Annotated in this window: 12 protein-coding genes; 6 read left to right on the top strand and 6 right to left on the bottom strand. The window is 32.4% G+C overall.

From position 1 onward, the window contains the following. Window positions 1-64: 64 nt before the first annotated feature. Window positions 65-1720 carry a peptide MFS transporter gene (locus EB819_RS02005; protein WP_069797098.1) on the bottom strand — a complete coding sequence of 552 codons (1656 nt, stop codon included), beginning with the start codon at window positions 1718-1720 and terminating at the stop codon, window positions 65-67. A gap of 81 nt (window positions 1721-1801) precedes the next feature. Between EB819_RS02005 and EB819_RS02000 the strand changes: the two genes are divergently transcribed. Further along, complete coding sequence (locus EB819_RS02000; protein WP_069797099.1) at window positions 1802-2059, top strand: DUF2281 domain-containing protein; 258 nt, start codon at window positions 1802-1804, stop codon at window positions 2057-2059. Then, the gene (locus EB819_RS01995; protein WP_069797100.1) at window positions 2049-2342 is read left to right on the top strand and encodes a type II toxin-antitoxin system RelE/ParE family toxin; all 294 of its coding nucleotides are present in this window, start codon (window positions 2049-2051) and stop codon (window positions 2340-2342) included. Before EB819_RS02000 ends, EB819_RS01995 begins: the two co-directional genes overlap by 11 nt. Before the next feature lie 58 nt (window positions 2343-2400). On the opposite strand, the gene EB819_RS01990 is transcribed toward EB819_RS01995, so the two are convergent. The 5 genes from EB819_RS01990 to glgP all read right to left on the bottom strand — a co-directional run bounded on the left by EB819_RS01990 (window position 2401) and on the right by glgP (window position 9260). Then, entirely contained in the window at window positions 2401-4530 is a 2130-nt protein-coding gene (locus EB819_RS01990; protein ID WP_069797101.1) for a S9 family peptidase, read from the bottom strand. 30 nt (window positions 4531-4560) lie between these two features. Continuing rightward, complete coding sequence (gene glk, locus EB819_RS01985) at window positions 4561-5601, bottom strand: glucokinase (protein WP_069797102.1); 1041 nt, start codon at window positions 5599-5601, stop codon at window positions 4561-4563. A 108-nt stretch (window positions 5602-5709) separates the two neighbouring features. Further along, window positions 5710-6366 carry a copper homeostasis protein CutC gene (locus tag EB819_RS01980; protein ID WP_069797103.1) on the bottom strand — a complete coding sequence of 219 codons (657 nt, stop codon included), beginning with the start codon at window positions 6364-6366 and terminating at the stop codon, window positions 5710-5712. A gap of 57 nt (window positions 6367-6423) precedes the next feature. Next, the gene (locus tag EB819_RS01975) at window positions 6424-7407 is read right to left on the bottom strand and encodes an isoaspartyl peptidase/L-asparaginase family protein (RefSeq protein WP_069797104.1); all 984 of its coding nucleotides are present in this window, start codon (window positions 7405-7407) and stop codon (window positions 6424-6426) included. 194 nt (window positions 7408-7601) lie between these two features. Next, entirely contained in the window at window positions 7602-9260 is a 1659-nt protein-coding gene (glgP, locus tag EB819_RS01970; protein ID WP_069797105.1) for an alpha-glucan family phosphorylase, read from the bottom strand. Between the two features lie 219 nt (window positions 9261-9479). On the opposite strand from glgP, the gene EB819_RS01965 reads away from it, so the two are divergent. The 4 genes from EB819_RS01965 to EB819_RS01950 all read left to right on the top strand — a co-directional run bounded on the left by EB819_RS01965 (window position 9480) and on the right by EB819_RS01950 (window position 15491). Further along, window positions 9480-10046, top strand: a complete 567-nt coding sequence (locus EB819_RS01965) for a cysteine dioxygenase (protein ID WP_158005943.1) — start codon at window positions 9480-9482, stop codon at window positions 10044-10046. 443 nt (window positions 10047-10489) lie between these two features. Beyond that, window positions 10490-11839 carry a tRNA (N(6)-L-threonylcarbamoyladenosine(37)-C(2))-methylthiotransferase MtaB gene (mtaB, locus tag EB819_RS01960; RefSeq protein ID WP_069797107.1) on the top strand — a complete coding sequence of 450 codons (1350 nt, stop codon included), beginning with the start codon at window positions 10490-10492 and terminating at the stop codon, window positions 11837-11839. Between the two features lie 537 nt (window positions 11840-12376). Continuing rightward, a complete protein-coding gene (locus EB819_RS01955; RefSeq protein WP_069797108.1) occupies window positions 12377-13624 on the top strand; it encodes an SIR2 family protein in 1248 nt (415 codons plus the stop codon). Then, window positions 13605-15491 (top strand): ATP-binding protein, encoded by a 1887-nt coding sequence (locus EB819_RS01950; protein WP_069797109.1) that lies wholly within the window; start codon window positions 13605-13607, stop codon window positions 15489-15491. The genes EB819_RS01955 and EB819_RS01950 overlap by 20 nt, the downstream gene beginning before the upstream one ends. Window positions 15492-15508 lie beyond the last annotated feature (17 nt).

Genomic DNA, 15508 nt, shown 5'->3' with positions numbered 1-15508 from the left:
AGTTTTTTTTTGGTTTAGTCAATAAAAAAGTCAGCACTAAAAGTACTGACTTATATCTTCTTAATTAGTGACCTTGGTCTTTCATAATTTTATTCAAACGCTTTAGCATAGATGCTCCTAGTAAAGTCGCAAAGATGAGTAAAGCAAAATTCACCAAGAAATAATTCATCTTATTGTCATAGCTGTACCAAGTACTTGCCAAAATTCCTGAGAGCTTATTCCCTACAGAATTCGCCAAAAAGAAACCACCCATCATTAATGCGGTGATTCTCGCTGGCGAAAGTTTTGACACGAAAGAAAGTCCCATCGGTGATAAACATAATTCCCCTACCGTAATCACTCCATAACTTGCGACTAACCACCACGGTGAAACTTTTACGGCTCCATTATCACCAGCATAAACCGCGAGAACCATCACCAAACAAGAGAGCGCCGAGATAAATAATCCCAAAACAATTTTTGTAGGCGTTAAAGGTTCTTTTCCTTTTCGTCTGAGCATGGCCCAGAATGCTACAATAACTGGCGTTAACGCAATTACCCAAAATGGATTAATGGACTGGAATAATTCTGTATTGTATAAAAACACTTTCTGGGAAGGATTTTGCTCTAATTGTGCTTTTTGTTCAGGCTTAATATTTCTGAAATAAATATCTTTTCCTTGTGTTTTTAGAGTTTTTCCTTCTTTATCTTTTTGAGTTTGATATTGGTCATCATACACAGAAACTTCCTTGTCTTTGAAATCTTTACCGTCAACCATATAAATATCTTCCAAAGGTTTTTCTACACTTGCAGGAACACTTCTATCGGTATAATAGTTTGCCCAACGTGTTAAAGCCGTTCCGTTTTGCTTGAAAACCGCCCAGAAAAACATCGAAATTAAAAAGATAGACAACAATGCTCCAATTGCAGGTTTTTCTTTCTGATTCGCTTTGAAATAAAGGGAAACATAAAAATAAATAACAGGAATACATGCAAAAATAAACGCATCTGTACTATCACTTCCGAAGATTTCTCCTGGTAAGAACCAACCGATTGCTCCCGCGATAATTGCAGGTAAGAATACTTTAACCAAAATTTCAGAAAGTTTGGTATCTCCTTCTTGTACTGGCTTCATTTCTGCAGCTTGTCTGTAATGTTTCATTCCTACTGTGAAAACTACTAAACCTATCAACATCCCGATTCCTGCGGTGATAAATGCTTCTCCCCAACCGAATTTATTACGCATAAATGCTGCAATAATATTACAGATGAATGCTCCGATATTAATTCCCATGTAGAAAATGTTATAACCAGAATCTTTATTGGCTTTGTATTTTTCGTCTGAATAAAGATTTCCTAAAAGTGTAGAAATAGTAGGCTTAAAGAAACCATTTCCCACAATAATTAATCCTAAAGAAGTATAAAAAAGTGGTAAATCTTTGAAAACGCCCATTCCAATGTAACCTGCAGCCATCAAAATACCACCCAAATAAATAGACTTTACGTATCCTAAAACTCTATCTGCTAAGAAACCACCAATAAATGGAGTAAGATAAGTAAGGGCAATGTAAGTCCCGAAGATATCATCTGCCATTTTATCAGGAAGACCTAATCCTCCTCTCATTCCTTCTGGCTCGATAAGATATAATACAAAAATTCCTAAAATTAAATAGTAGCCGAATCTTTCCCACATTTCTGTGAAGAACAAATACGGTAAACCTTTTGGATGTTTATTGTTCATAAAATTTATTTTTCCCAAAAATAAGTTTTTTAAATGGAATGAAAAATTTTTCTAACTTTGATAAAAATAAATTCTAAAAAAATGGAAATCACAATAAAAGATTTAGAAAAAAATCTAAAGACACTTCCCAAAGAACTTTTAGGGAATGTGAATGACTATATTGATTTCTTGAAGGAGAAATACATTTCCAAAGAAAGTAAGAGTTCATCAAAAGAAGAAACGTTCAAACTCACTGAAAATCAGAAAAAAATATTAGACAGTCAAGAAAATTTAGATGATTCTGAATTTCAAGACCATGATGAATTTTTAGCTGAATTAAAGAAAGAATATGAACTATAAAATTAGGATTTCGTCTTTAGCAAAATCTCATATTAAAGAAGCGGTTACATATTACAAAAAAGAAGCTTCTCTAAAAGTTGCACAAAATTTTGTTAAAGATTATGAGCAAACACTACAAAAAATCAAGCAAAATCCTTTTTTTCAACGGTATTACAAAAATTTCAGAGGTTTACCTCTTAAAAAATATCCGTTTATCATTTTCTATCAAGTTGATGAAAATAGAAAATTAATTAGTATAAATGCTGTTTTCCAAGGAAACCAAGACATTGATAAACGCCCATAAAAAACCGCAAAAGAAATTTTCTTCTGCGGTTTTAATTTATCTTTAAGTGTACAACTTTTTACAAATTCTCCAAAATAAAATCAGTCATTTTTTTATACAATTGAGGTCTTGTTTGTCCGCCATAAATTCCGTGATTTTTGTCTGGATATGCCATAAATTCAAACTGTTTATTGTTTTGAATTAATGCTTCAGAAAATTCCATAGAATTTTGGAAATGTACGTTGTCATCAGCTGTTCCGTGAATCAAAAGGAATTTGCCTTTTAGTAATTTCGCAAAAGTTGTAGGCGAATTCTGGTCGTAACCTTCAGGATTTTCTTGTGGCGTTTGCAAGAATCTTTCGGTGTAAATGCTGTCATAATATCTCCAATTGGTAACTGGCGCTACTGCAATTCCTGCTTTGAAAACATCAGCACCTTTTGTCATGGCTAAGCTTGCCATATAACCACCATAACTCCACCCGAAAATACCAATTCTAGACTTGTCAATATAAGATTGATTTCCTAACCATTTTGCAGCGGCAATTTGGTCTTCTATTTCGTATTTTCCTAGATTTTTATAGGTTACTTTTTTGTATTTTGTTCCTCTATAACCTGTTCCGCGACCGTCTACACAAACTACGATATATCCTTTCTGCACCAAATGATTGAACCAAAGTCCGTTTCCACCATCCCAAGAATTAGAAACTTGCTGAGAACCTGGCCCTGAATATTGGAACATGAAAAGTGGATATTTTTTATTTGGGTCAAAATCCTTCGGTTTCATGATGTAAGCATTCATTTGGTCTCCTGCTTCATTCGGAATCATCATAAATTCTTTGGTTACCAAATTATCCGCATTTAATTTGCTTAAAAGTGCATCATTATTCTGCAATTCTTTCACAAATTTCCCGTTTCCATCTTTTAAAGTATAGGTAAATGGTTTTTTAGCAGTAGAATTGGTCTCAATAAAATATTGGAAATTTTTAGAAAAATCTGCTCTGTTATTTCCTTCCGCTTGAGAAAGCAATACAGATTTCCCTGATGAAATATTAAATTTAGAAACCACTTTATTGATGCTTCCTTTCTCGGTTGTTTGTAAGAAAACTTCTTTCGTTTTTGGGTTAAAACCATAATAATCAGTGATTTCCCAGTTTCCTTTGGTTACTTGTTTGTTCAGTTTTCCTTTCGCATCATACCAATACAGATGTCTGAAACCACTTCTCTCTGAAGCCCATAAAAATGAATTATCTTCTAAAAATTCTAACGTAAGATTATCGGTGTCAATCCAAGCTTGGTCTGTTTCGGTTAATAATTTAGAAACGGTTCCAGAAGCAGTATTAATTTTTAAAATCTCTACTTTATTCTGATGTCTGTTGGAAGTGGCAATCGCTACCTCATCATTTTTAGCAGTACTGAAAACTTGAGGAATGTAATAGTTCTCGAAACCTGCCAAATCTAAATGGATGGTTTTACCAGAATTTACCTGATATAAATGCGCAGAAACTTCTGAGTTTTTCTCTCCAGCTTTTGGATATTTAAAACGATAATCTGTAGGATAAAGCGATTTATTATACATCTGCATGTTCATCTCTGGAACTTGCGATTCATCAAATCTTACAAAAATGATGGCGTCACTTCCTTTGTTCCACTGATAGAAATCTGCATGCCCGAATTCTTCTTCATAAACCCAATCTCCCAATCCATTAATCACTGAATTTTTCTTACCATCATTGGTAATTTGGGTAATTTTTCCAGATTCTAAATCTTGATAAAATAAATTATTGTCTGAAATATAAGCCACTAATTTTCCATTTGGCGAAAATTTAGGCTCTTGAACGAAATTTCCGTTGTTCAGACTGATTATTTTTCCTGAAGTAAGGTCTTTAACATCAAATTTCCCTAAAAATGAATGTCTATAAATAGGCTCAGATTCTTTTTGCAAAAGAATTTTTGATTCATCATCAGAAAAAATATAACTCTCAAAACTTCCGTCTACAATATTGCCTACTTTTTCAGTGGTTTTGTAAGAATATTTTGCAATACCGCCTCTTTCGATTACGGCATAGTTTTCTCCATTTTTAAGAGAAGCGATTCCTGCAATGTTTTTGCCGCGGTAGTAACCCGAATAGATTTTTTCTAGAGTAATCTCTTGAGCAAAGCCAAAATGCATCATTCCCAAGAAACCTAATGTTAAAAACAATTTCTTCATTCCTTAATTTTTAAATTTTTCTAAATGTTATTATTCAGAAAAAGCTCCATAATATGCCGCTCCATATAATGCTGTTTTGCTATTTAGGTTTAAGTAAATAGGAATTCCAGCTAAAAGCGGTTCCATTTCGTCACATTTTAAGAAGCTTTCTTCTATTTTATCTTTGTTGATAAAGTTATAAATTCTTGGCGGAATTCCACCTGCTAAAATTAATCCACCGGTTGCTTTATAATTCAGCACCATATTATTGGCTCTTCTCGCCATAAAATCTACCAGCATTTCCATAGCCAAAACGCAAGTGGTACATAATCCAGACATTGCAGTTTCACTGATTACGGCAGATTTATCTTTAGCTTCTGCTAATTTCTGGGTAAGCCAAGCTTGTTCTTCGTAGCCTTTTACATCTCTCAAAAATTCGTAGATTTTGTAAATAGCTGGTCCAGAAACCAATCTTTCCCAAACGATGATTTCGCCGTAGGTTTTTTGTAAAAATTTCACCAATTCAAATTCTACATCTGTTCTCGGCGCAAATTCACTGTGGCCTCCTTCAGAAGGCATTGGTCTTAAATATTTTCCGTCCCAGAAAAGACAAGCTTCACCTAAACCTGTTCCTGGAGCCAAAATAGCAATATGACCACCGATAGAAGGATTTCCGTTTCTCATGGTCACCATAAATTCATCATCCATCTCTGTCATTCCAAAAGCCGTAGCTTCTAAATCATTAATAAGATAGACTTTATCTATTTGTAGGTCTCTACTGAGTTCTGTTACATCTATTTTAAATTTTATATTCGTGGTGTGACAAGTTCCGTTTACTACAGGACCTGCAGCACCAATAGAAATTCTATCTGGCTTCTCAAAATTATTTTTTTTTATAAAATCAAGAATAATTTCGGTCAAAGAATTATGATGATTGGTGGTATACGTTTCTTCTAACTGAAGAACCATTTTGCCATTTTGCGAAACAAATTGTGCAATATTGGTTTTGGTTCCACCTACATCTGCTGCTAGAATTGAAAGGTTATTGTTTGCTGGATTTTCGATTTGTGGTAAATAAAGCGGAAATTTCATAGTGTGAAAATTTTAAATATTGTGTTGTTTAATTTTAATAAAATTGCTTTGAAAAAAATTCCCCTAAAAGTACGGATTTTCAGCAATTTAAACCTCATAGAAAACGTCCTAAAAACATGATTTTAGTCTTGTTATTTCGTGAAAATCGGCAACTTCTCCTTCTAGAATTGCAGACGAATGAAAGCTCTTGGCATGAGTGAAATTTTTAATCTCAACAAGGTTAGAAGAACGCAAACCACCTCCGCATAAAATGTCTATTCTTCCCGCTGAAATTCCCACTAATTTTTGGAGCATTTCTTTGCCTTCTTCTACATTAGATTTTCCACCAGACGTCAAAACGGTAGAAAAACCACAATTGATAAGCATTTCTAATGATTTTTCTAGATTCTTGGTTCTATCAAAAGCTCGATGAAAAGTACATGGTTTTCCTTTTGCAAACTGGATAAGTTCCTTGCATTGCTGTTCGTTTACCTCATCATTTTGGTCTAAAATTCCAAAAACAAAACCATCTGCTCCAGCGTTATAAAAATTTTGCAATTGGTGTTTCATCAAACTGAAGCCTTCATCTGAATAGAAAAAATTTCCACCTCTCGGACGAATCATCACGTAAATAGGTACATCTATTTCCTTTTTTAAATTTTTGAAATCTTCTAAATCAGGAGTGGTTCCGCCCAAATGAAAATCTGCACAAAACTCTATTCTATCCGCTCCAGCTTTTGCTGCGATAACAGCAGATTCTTTATTAAAACAAGCTATTTCTAACATATATTTTTTAGATTTGAGAATCGAGAACCTAGATTCAAGATTGCGTTTTTAAAAATTTTAAATTAAACTTTTGGCATCAATTAAAACATTGTTTTCTTGAGTATGAACCGCGTAATTGAAGCCTTTTTGCAAACAAAATGCACCTGTTTCACCAAATTTATTGATGGCAATAAAACCAATCTGAGTGTCTTTTACATTACGGTTTTGATTCACAAAATTCTTATAAATTCTCTTCACTGCTTCTTCACACGCTTGTTGAGGAGATTTTCCTTGTCGCATTAGTTCTACCACCAAATGTGAACCGCAAGTTCTAATCACTTCTTCACCATGACCAGTTGCTGTAGCAGCGCCCACTTCATTATCTACAAAAAGCCCCGCTCCAATTATTGGTGAATCTCCCACTCTACCATGCATTTTAAACGCCATTCCAGAAGTTGTGCACGCTCCAGAAAGATTTCCGTGTTCATCAAGCGCAATCATACCAATTGTGTCATGGTTTTCTATATTTACCACAGGTTTATATTCTGATGTTTTGAGCCAATCTTTCCATTCTTTTTCAGATTCTGGTGTAAGCAAATTTATTTTTTCAAAACCTTGAGAAACCGCAAATTGCAAGGCTCCATCGCCAACTAACATGACGTGAGGCGTTTTTTCCATCACGGCTCTGGCTACAGAAATTGGATTTTTGATATGTTCTAAAGACGCCACCGAACCAATATTCGCTTTTTCATCCATAATACAAGCGTCTAGCGTAACTCTTCCGTCTCTGTCTGGTCTTCCTCCGTAACCTACACTTCTTTCATTCGGGTCGTCTTCTACCAATCTTACGCCTTTTTCTACAGCATCCAAAGCTTTTCCTCCTTTTGAAAGGACTTTCCACGCTTCTTCATTGGCTTGAATACCAAATCTCCAAGTTGAAAGCACGACTGGTTTTCTGATTTTTTTATTCTTTGGAAGAATTTCTTCGGCTTTTAAAGGATTCAAAGCCAAGATTGCAGATAAAATTCCTGCATTTTTCAAAAATTTTCTTCTGGTAGCCATTTATTTTAGATTTTTATAAAGTGATCATACTAACTACAAATGAAAATACATACGCTGATAAGGTCAGTTTATGAAAACTGAATTTATAGTCACAAGATAAATTATTTTTTATAATACTAAATGATTATAGTACTAAAAAATCTGGGGCGCTTCCAAAGGAAGCGCCCCAGACGTAAAAAATATTAATATATGGATTAATTATTATACATAATTTTGTAATATTCATCAGCCATTCTATCAGAATTGAACTGCTCTTTTACATCATCCATTGCATTTTTCACTACTTGTCTCCATTCATCTGGTCTTTCGTAGTACATTGGTAAGATTTGGTTTTCTAAGATGTCATACAATTGGTTCATATCATAATTGTCTACATCGAAAACGCTCATATTCGCATAATCTGCTTTTGGAACCACAAAAGAGTTCACACCATTTTTTGCAAATTCTGGAATCCAACCATCATCTGTAGAAAGGTTTACAGAAGCGTTCATAGAAGCCGTCATACCAGAAGTACCAGAAGCTTCTCTAGGAACTCTTGGGTTGTTTAACCAAACATCAGAACCTTTTTTTAGAGATTTACTTAATGACAATTCATAACCTGTAAGAACCGCCATGTTTTTATGATTTTTACTTTCTTCTACCAAATTATTGAAAGTAGAAATCGCTGCATAATCTACTGGATAAGGCTTTCCTGCAAAGATAATTTGCACTGGATATTTTTTGTTTTCCAATAATTTTCTGAATCTTTCTTTATCTTGAAGCAACAAATCTGCTCTTTTGTATCCTGCAAATCTTCTTGCCCAAACCATGGTGAATACTTTAGAATCAAACAATTTACCACATTGGTCTGCTACAATTCTGAAAGTTCTCTTTTTAAGATGTTTTTTTCTGAAATCGAATTCTTCGTCTTCTCTTTCTTCTCTTGCGTTATAGAGTGGTTTATCTGCCCAATATTTGAAATCTTGTGCATTGGTAATGGCTTTAATTTCGCAAATTCCTGGATATTTACCCCACATTTCGTTAGAAACTACACCGTGTAACTGAGAAACTCCATTCGCAATTCTTGCCATTCTCAAAGCACACAATGAGTGGTTAAATTGGTCGTTATCTTGTCCTTCAATTTTCTTTACTTCTTCTAAGCTTAAGCCAGAGAAATAAGACATTTGGTGACAAGTGTGTACATTGTGTTTTTCGTTTCCTGCTTCTTCTGGAGTGTGCGTAGTGAAAACCAATCTTTCTTTTACTTTTTCTAAATCTCCACCGAATTTTTTCAACAAATAGAATGCTGCTGGTAAACCGTGCGCTTCGTTTAAGTGATATACTTCTCTTTCTAGGTTTAATTCGTCTAAAAGTTTAGCTCCTCCTTTTCCTAGAAGGATGTATTGAGCCAATTTTGTAGATTCATTCGCATCATATAATCTGTAGCAGATGGTTTTAGAAACGTGGTCATTTTCTGGCACATCTGTAGAAAGTAAAAAGATAGGTGCAGTTTTAAACGTTTCTGGGTTCAGGTACATTACTTTTACCCAAACTGGTGCATCGTGAATGTCAATTTGGAATTTAATTCCTGTATCTTCCAAGAAGCTGTACATTTTCTTAGTCCAAACTGGATTAAGCGTTTGATCGTGATTTCTAGCTTGGTCATAATAACCAAATTTCCACAAAATACCGATTCCGACAGTGTCTTGCTTCAGATTATAAACACTTCTCATGTGAGAACCTGCCAAAAATCCTAAACCTCCACTGTATATTTTCAATGCTTGATCAATGGCAAATTCCATCGAAAAATACGCAACTTTCTTGCTGTAATTCGGGTTGATGCTATAAGGCATCTGATAATTTTTAAAATCCATTTTTTCGTTTCTTTAAAATCAGGTGCAAAGGTATTATTTTTTTAGAAAACTGAAGCGGAATGTATGTTAAGAATAGAAAATTTGATAAAAATCATAAATTCTTTTATAAAATCAGCAATCTTGCATGATGTAAATCATCTCAAAATCGGTGTCATAAAACACAGTTTTTAATAATTTTACCAACTGAAAATCATGCTTGTAAAAATTATGGAAAGAACAATGACTAAACCCCTAGCCCAAACTTTAGAAGACTTAAAAAATGTCTCGGCAGACTTTAATACCGTTGTAGAAAAACTATTCGAATTCCGTTTCGAAGACTACAACCAAGTTTTCAAAATCAACGAACTAGATGTTCCTGCCAAAACGTATAAAAGATTCCCTGTTTTTAACAATGAAAACGCAGTAGCAATTCTCATGTTATGGGGCGCTGAAAATAAAACAGCGATTCACGACCACAAAAACTACGAGGGAAAAATAAAAGTCCTAAAAGGTGAATTAACAGAAGTGTATTACAAAGAAACCAAAGATTTTATAGAATATGAAGGCGCTGGTGTAGCGATAGAAGGCATTTCTTTTGCCGAAGAAATGGGCGGAATTCACAGCATTGTGAACAACAAACCTACGCTATCGGTAAGTTTACATATTTACAAAACCAACCAACTGAACCTAAGTGGAGTTAGAATTTTCGACTTAGAACATAAGAAATGGGCGGTTCTTAATGACAAAGCACCTTCTTGCACTTGGAATTTACCAGAAGAAGCTTTTGAAAAAATTTATCAACTATAAAAACAAAACACAAAACCATATAAACTCAAACTATCTTTCCAAAAATCCACAAGTCTACAATTTGTGGATTTTTTTTGTTTTAAAACCTCATTTCATCGAAAATTTAACCAAAAAACCACTTTTGTTCGAATCATGTTCGAATCACAGTCGAGTCTGCTTCGGAAAACGGGTACTTTTTCCGAACAAAACCCGAACTTGACTCGACTTTGATTCGACTTTGATTGCCACTAAACTCGGAAATTTTTAGTTTTTAGATTTTGTATGAAAAAACATTTCCAAGAAATTTTTCTTTTCCCCAACCCTAAAGGTTGGAAAAATATCTTTAAAATTTTATCAAAATTACAACTTTTAGGGATGGGGAAATTAATTTTGATAAAATTTCTTCTCAACCTCTGTTCAGTTCATTCTAAATATTTTTTCCGTAAATTTGCACCCAATTTATTATGGAAAATTTCACTAAAAAAACCGCTGCTTTTCACACGCTGGGTTGCAAACTGAACTTTGCGGAAACCTCTACTATTGCCAGACAATTGACTGGTGCAGGTTACCAAAAAGTAAGTTTTGACGATGCTGCGAATGTTTATATCATCAATACTTGTTCTGTAACTGATAATGCTGACAAGGAATGTAAACTTCATGTAAAACGTGCGATGAAAGCCAATCCTGATGGTTTGGTGGTGATAGTTGGTTGTTATGCTCAACTAAAACCCGAAGAAATTTCTGCGATTGAAGGCGTAGATTTGGTTTTGGGCGCCAAAGAAAAATTCAATATTTTAAGTTATCTCGAAGATTTAGAAAAATCTGAACAGCACGCCGAAGTTCACTCTTGCGAAATAGAAGAAACAGACTTTTTCATCGGTAGTTATTCTATTGGCGACAGAACCAGAGCTTTTTTGAAGGTTCAAGACGGTTGCGATTATAAATGTACCTATTGCACGATTCCATTGGCTAGAGGAATTTCTAGAAGTGACACCGTAGAAAACGTAGTGAAAAATGCCAAAGAAATTGCCGAAAAAGACATCAAAGAAATAGTTTTGACTGGTGTAAACATTGGCGACTACGGAAAAGGTGAATTTGGCAATAAAAAACACGAACATACTTTCCTAGATTTGGTGAAAGAACTCAATAAAGTAGAGGGAATTGAACGAATTAGAATTTCTTCCATAGAACCGAATTTACTAAAAGACGAAACCATAGATTTGGTGGCAGAAAGCAAGAGTTTTGTACCGCATTTTCATATTCCATTACAAAGTGGAAGCGATGATTTGCTCAAAAAAATGAAGCGAAGATACCTTACCAAATTGTACAGCGACAGAGTTTCTAAAATTAGAGAAGTAATGCCCGATGCTGCAATTGGCGTAGATGTAGTTGTAGGATTTCCGGGAGAAACAGAAGAGAAATTTTTAGAAACCTATAATTTTATTAACGAACTGCCGATTACGTATTTACACGTTTTCACGTATTCTGAAAGAGAAAATACCGAAGCCGTAGAAATGGAAGGTGTAGTGCCGATTGCGGAACGTAAAAAACGCAACAAAATGCTCAGAATTCTTTCTGAGAAAAAGAAAATGGCATTTTACCAAACACAATTAGGAAAAACCTTGCCTGTACTTTGGGAACACGAAGAAAAAGACGGAAAAATGTTTGGCTTCACCGAAAATTATGTGCGCGTTCAGAAACCTTTTGACGCGAGTTCTATCAACCAAATAGAAATGGTAAAACTGGATAAAATTCAACCAGACGGAACCGTTTCTATCTCTCCTATTTTTGAGGAGTTTTTGGCGAAAGTTTAGAAGCAAGACGCTTTTGTTTTCTTAGACGTTCAGTCCAGCTTTCGCAACTCGCTTTTTTAAATTTTTCCCATCGCAGAAACCTTTTGACTTCGTCAAACCACTTTGTTAGGTTTCTGCGTTTAAAACGCAAAAAGGGTATCCATCAAAAAATTTAAAAAGAGCTCAAACAAATGCTCAATCTGGGCTATGTTTCACTTTTCCGTTTTCTTAATTACTTTTCAAAACTTTTTAAAATACACTTTGTCATTGACTTCGTCTAATCTTCGATTTCCGTAAGAAAACTAACGAAGTGGTTCGACAAAGTGAATCTAAATTTAACGCAACTATATGTAGAGATTCTTTCAGAATGACAAACGCTGTGGTAAATGATAAAGTAATGTTCTTAGTGCGGCTCCCCTCTTTTAGAGGGGTGGCATTCAGAGAATCGAAATGACGGGGTGTTAAGAAAAATTTAGATGATTTTTAGCATTTTATGTTTTTCCTTAATGTAGTGTGGAGTTTATTTTTTAATTTAGTAAAGAATTAATAATCACAAGAATGGATAATGAAAAAATTTTAAAAATTATAGAAAGTAGTCATTTCAACTTTTTAATTGGCTCTGGAGCCTCAAGAAATTATTTAGATACCCTTTCTAATATTGAAGAACTTCTTACCGATTTAGAAAATGAAACTCAAGAAAATAAATCACAAAAATGGTATAAAGTTTTAGAAGCTTCTATCAAATTTTGGTATTATGAAAAATGTATAAAGGGTAATACTAAACTGATTGATAACGAATTTGAGTTATCCAAAGAAAAATTACTAGATTTCAATGAAACATTAAATAACTATATAAATTTTCTACAAGCACTTAATATTATAGTACTTAAACGTAAAAATAATTTACTTCCAAAAGAAGTCAATATTTTTACAACTAATATGGATTTATTCTTTGATAAAAATTTAGACAAATTAGGATTAGAATTTAACGATGGTTTTAGTGGAAAATTTAGTCAAACATTTGACACTTCAAATTATCAAAAGTCATTTTTTAAAAATAGCTCACAATACAACATTAGTTCTGAATTACCACTCTTTAACCTTTTTAAACTTCACGGCTCTATAACTTGGGATAAAAGCAATGAAAAAGAAATAAAATATAATCCGAATTGTGATGTATTAAAAATCTTAAATAAAATTACATTACCCAAAGAACATATTATTTCTTTAATATCCGAATCGAATAATGAAAAAGAAATTAAAATTAAGCACAAAAATTACTCAGAATTAAAAAAAGAAGTTTCTAGTAAAAAATTTGAAGATTTTGACATTACACTGTTTGAAAATTTTGTTACAGAATATGATAAACTTGTAATGATTAATCCTACTAAAGAAAAATTTGAAAACACGACATTAAGGCTTGAGTATTATGAGCAAATCAGAATGTATTCAAATATTTTAGAAAGAGAAAATTCTGTTCTTTTTGTCACAGGATTCTCATTTGCTGATGAACATATAAGAGAAATTACAAGAAGAGCTTTAAATTCAAATCCTACTTTATTGGTTATTGTATTCAATTTTAATGAGTCTGGAAAAAAAGAGATTGAAAATCTATTTACAAAACTAAAATACAAAAATTTATATACCGAATTCATAGGTTATGATTTCAAAAAAGTTGCTAATTCTGTTTTTTTAAAAATTGCTGAAGAACTTGATTTGTCTATTAGGATTAAAGCATCAGAAGATAATAATTCTAAAAAAGAAAATATAAAAACTAGATTAACTGATGAAGAACAAGATAAATAACGACAATTTTATTTCTGAATCAGTTTTGAAAATAGGTTCAGTTAGTGAGGTAAAAGGAAAAAACATACTTGTTAGAGTTGACAAAAATAAAAATGCACCTCACCTAATATTTGATGGTAAAATAATAAAAAACGTGTCTGTCGGTTCTTATGTTAAAATAGCAAAAGGATATAATGAAATCATTGGTAAAATAGAGGGAGAATTTATATCAGAAGATAAAAACCTTGAAAACAATAATTACACATCAAAAAATAATAAAATCAAGCGTTTTTTAAACGTGACTTTAGTCGGATATATTGATAACAGTATTTTCCGTCAAGGTCTTAAAGAATTACCACTTATTGAAAATGATTGCTATTTATTAAATGATTTAGAATTTAATTGTATTCACAGTTTTGCAAAAATAGAAGATGATAAAATTAAACTTGGTTATTTATTAAACGAAACAAATACACCAATTGAACTAGGTGTTGATAAACTTTTTGCAAGTCATATTGGTGTTTTTGGGAATACTGGTAGTGGTAAATCTTATACATTATCAAAAATTTATTATGAATTGCTTAATAAATATAAAGAAAATACCAATTTTCAAAAAAATGCTAAATTTATTCTTATAGATTTTAATGGAGAATATGCTATTGAAAATGATAATGATAATATTATTGTTGAAAAGGCATTAAAAAGTCGCTTTTTTCTTTCCACTTCAAAATCTGACAAAGATAGATTTCCAATCCCTGAGTCTGAAATTAATGATTTAACCTTTTGGTCAATACTATTAAAAGCCACTGAGCAAACACAAAAGCCATTTTTAAATAGTTCACTCTTTAAGAAAACTTTAGTTGAACATACAAAAACAGAAAATGGAATTAAAGCTCTTATTTATAATACTTTGAGTACTATTTTAACTCAAGGAAGTAGAAATTTGGATAAAGATTTTCATATCTTTTTTTTAGATGAACTATTTAAACTTAATAATAGCTCATCAGTATTTCCAAATATAAAAGATGTTAGAAATAGATTAAAAAGTGGTCTTAAAACTGATTATGGTAATTGGATACTAGAAAACATTAAACATGGTGAAAAGCCAAATGAGTTTTTATTTAAACTTAAAGAAATTGTACAATCCTTGGTAATTGATCTGTCTAAACAGAATTCTTTTGTAAAAATAAGACTACAAATAATTATCAATTATTTCGATGTTATAACAAAAGGATATTATTCAAAAGAACATATAGGCCCATTATACAATAGGTTAGAATCAAAATTTAATGAAATAACAAAAGTCTTTGCTGTAACTAATGAAGACAAAATAATCATTAATAAAAAACCTTTAATTGTGGTAAATCTTAACGATGTGAATGTTGAAATGAAAAAAATCATACCACTAGTTATTTGCAAATACTATTACGAATTTTTTAAAAAAAATAATCTAGATAGAGAAAACTATTTAAATATAATTGTTGATGAAGCTCATAATATTCTATCCCGCAATTCAATTAGAGAAAGTGAAACTTGGAAAGATTATCGTTTAGAAACATTTGAAGAAATTATAAAAGAAGGAAGAAAATTTGGTGTATTTTTAACAATATCAAGTCAAAGACCATTCGATATTTCAGATACTATCATTTCTCAATTACATAATTATTTTTTACATAGATTAATAAACAATAAAGACATTGAAGCTATAGGAAGAACTGTTTCTTATTTAGACAAAATTTCTTTTGACAGTTTATCAATTCTGCCTCAAGGTGGTTGTATTTTGGCAGGTCTCTCCGCTGATTTACCTGTAGTGATGAAAATCGATAAACTACCAGACGAAAACAAACCATATAATGAAACTATTGTTTTAACTAAAAAATGGAAATAGTCATTATTATACAAAAA

The organism is Cloacibacterium normanense (genome assembly GCF_003860565.1).
GTDB lineage: Bacteria > Bacteroidota > Bacteroidia > Flavobacteriales > Weeksellaceae > Cloacibacterium > Cloacibacterium normanense.
The sequence above is the reverse complement of the archived record's forward strand: the minus strand, read 5'-3'. Positions and strand labels throughout refer to the sequence as shown.

Excerpts from the sequence above, each read along its gene's own strand:
- EB819_RS02005 (WP_069797098.1), bottom strand. The coding sequence starts at position 1,720 with ATGAACAATAAACATCCAAAAGGTTTACCGTATTTGTTCTTCACAGAA.
- EB819_RS02000 (WP_069797099.1), top strand. The coding sequence starts at position 1,802 with ATGGAAATCACAATAAAAGATTTAGAAAAAAATCTAAAGACACTTCCC.
- EB819_RS01995 (WP_069797100.1), top strand. The coding sequence starts at position 2,049 with ATGAACTATAAAATTAGGATTTCGTCTTTAGCAAAATCTCATATTAAA.
- EB819_RS01990 (WP_069797101.1), bottom strand. The coding sequence starts at position 4,530 with ATGAAGAAATTGTTTTTAACATTAGGTTTCTTGGGAATGATGCATTTT.
- glk (WP_069797102.1), bottom strand. The coding sequence starts at position 5,601 with ATGAAATTTCCGCTTTATTTACCACAAATCGAAAATCCAGCAAACAAT.
- EB819_RS01980 (WP_069797103.1), bottom strand. The coding sequence starts at position 6,366 with ATGTTAGAAATAGCTTGTTTTAATAAAGAATCTGCTGTTATCGCAGCA.
- EB819_RS01975 (WP_069797104.1), bottom strand. The coding sequence starts at position 7,407 with ATGGCTACCAGAAGAAAATTTTTGAAAAATGCAGGAATTTTATCTGCA.
- glgP (WP_069797105.1), bottom strand. The coding sequence starts at position 9,260 with ATGGATTTTAAAAATTATCAGATGCCTTATAGCATCAACCCGAATTAC.
- EB819_RS01965 (WP_158005943.1), top strand. The coding sequence starts at position 9,480 with ATGACTAAACCCCTAGCCCAAACTTTAGAAGACTTAAAAAATGTCTCG.
- mtaB (WP_069797107.1), top strand. The coding sequence starts at position 10,490 with ATGGAAAATTTCACTAAAAAAACCGCTGCTTTTCACACGCTGGGTTGC.
- EB819_RS01955 (WP_069797108.1), top strand. The coding sequence starts at position 12,377 with ATGGATAATGAAAAAATTTTAAAAATTATAGAAAGTAGTCATTTCAAC.
- EB819_RS01950 (WP_069797109.1), top strand. The coding sequence starts at position 13,605 with ATGAAGAACAAGATAAATAACGACAATTTTATTTCTGAATCAGTTTTG.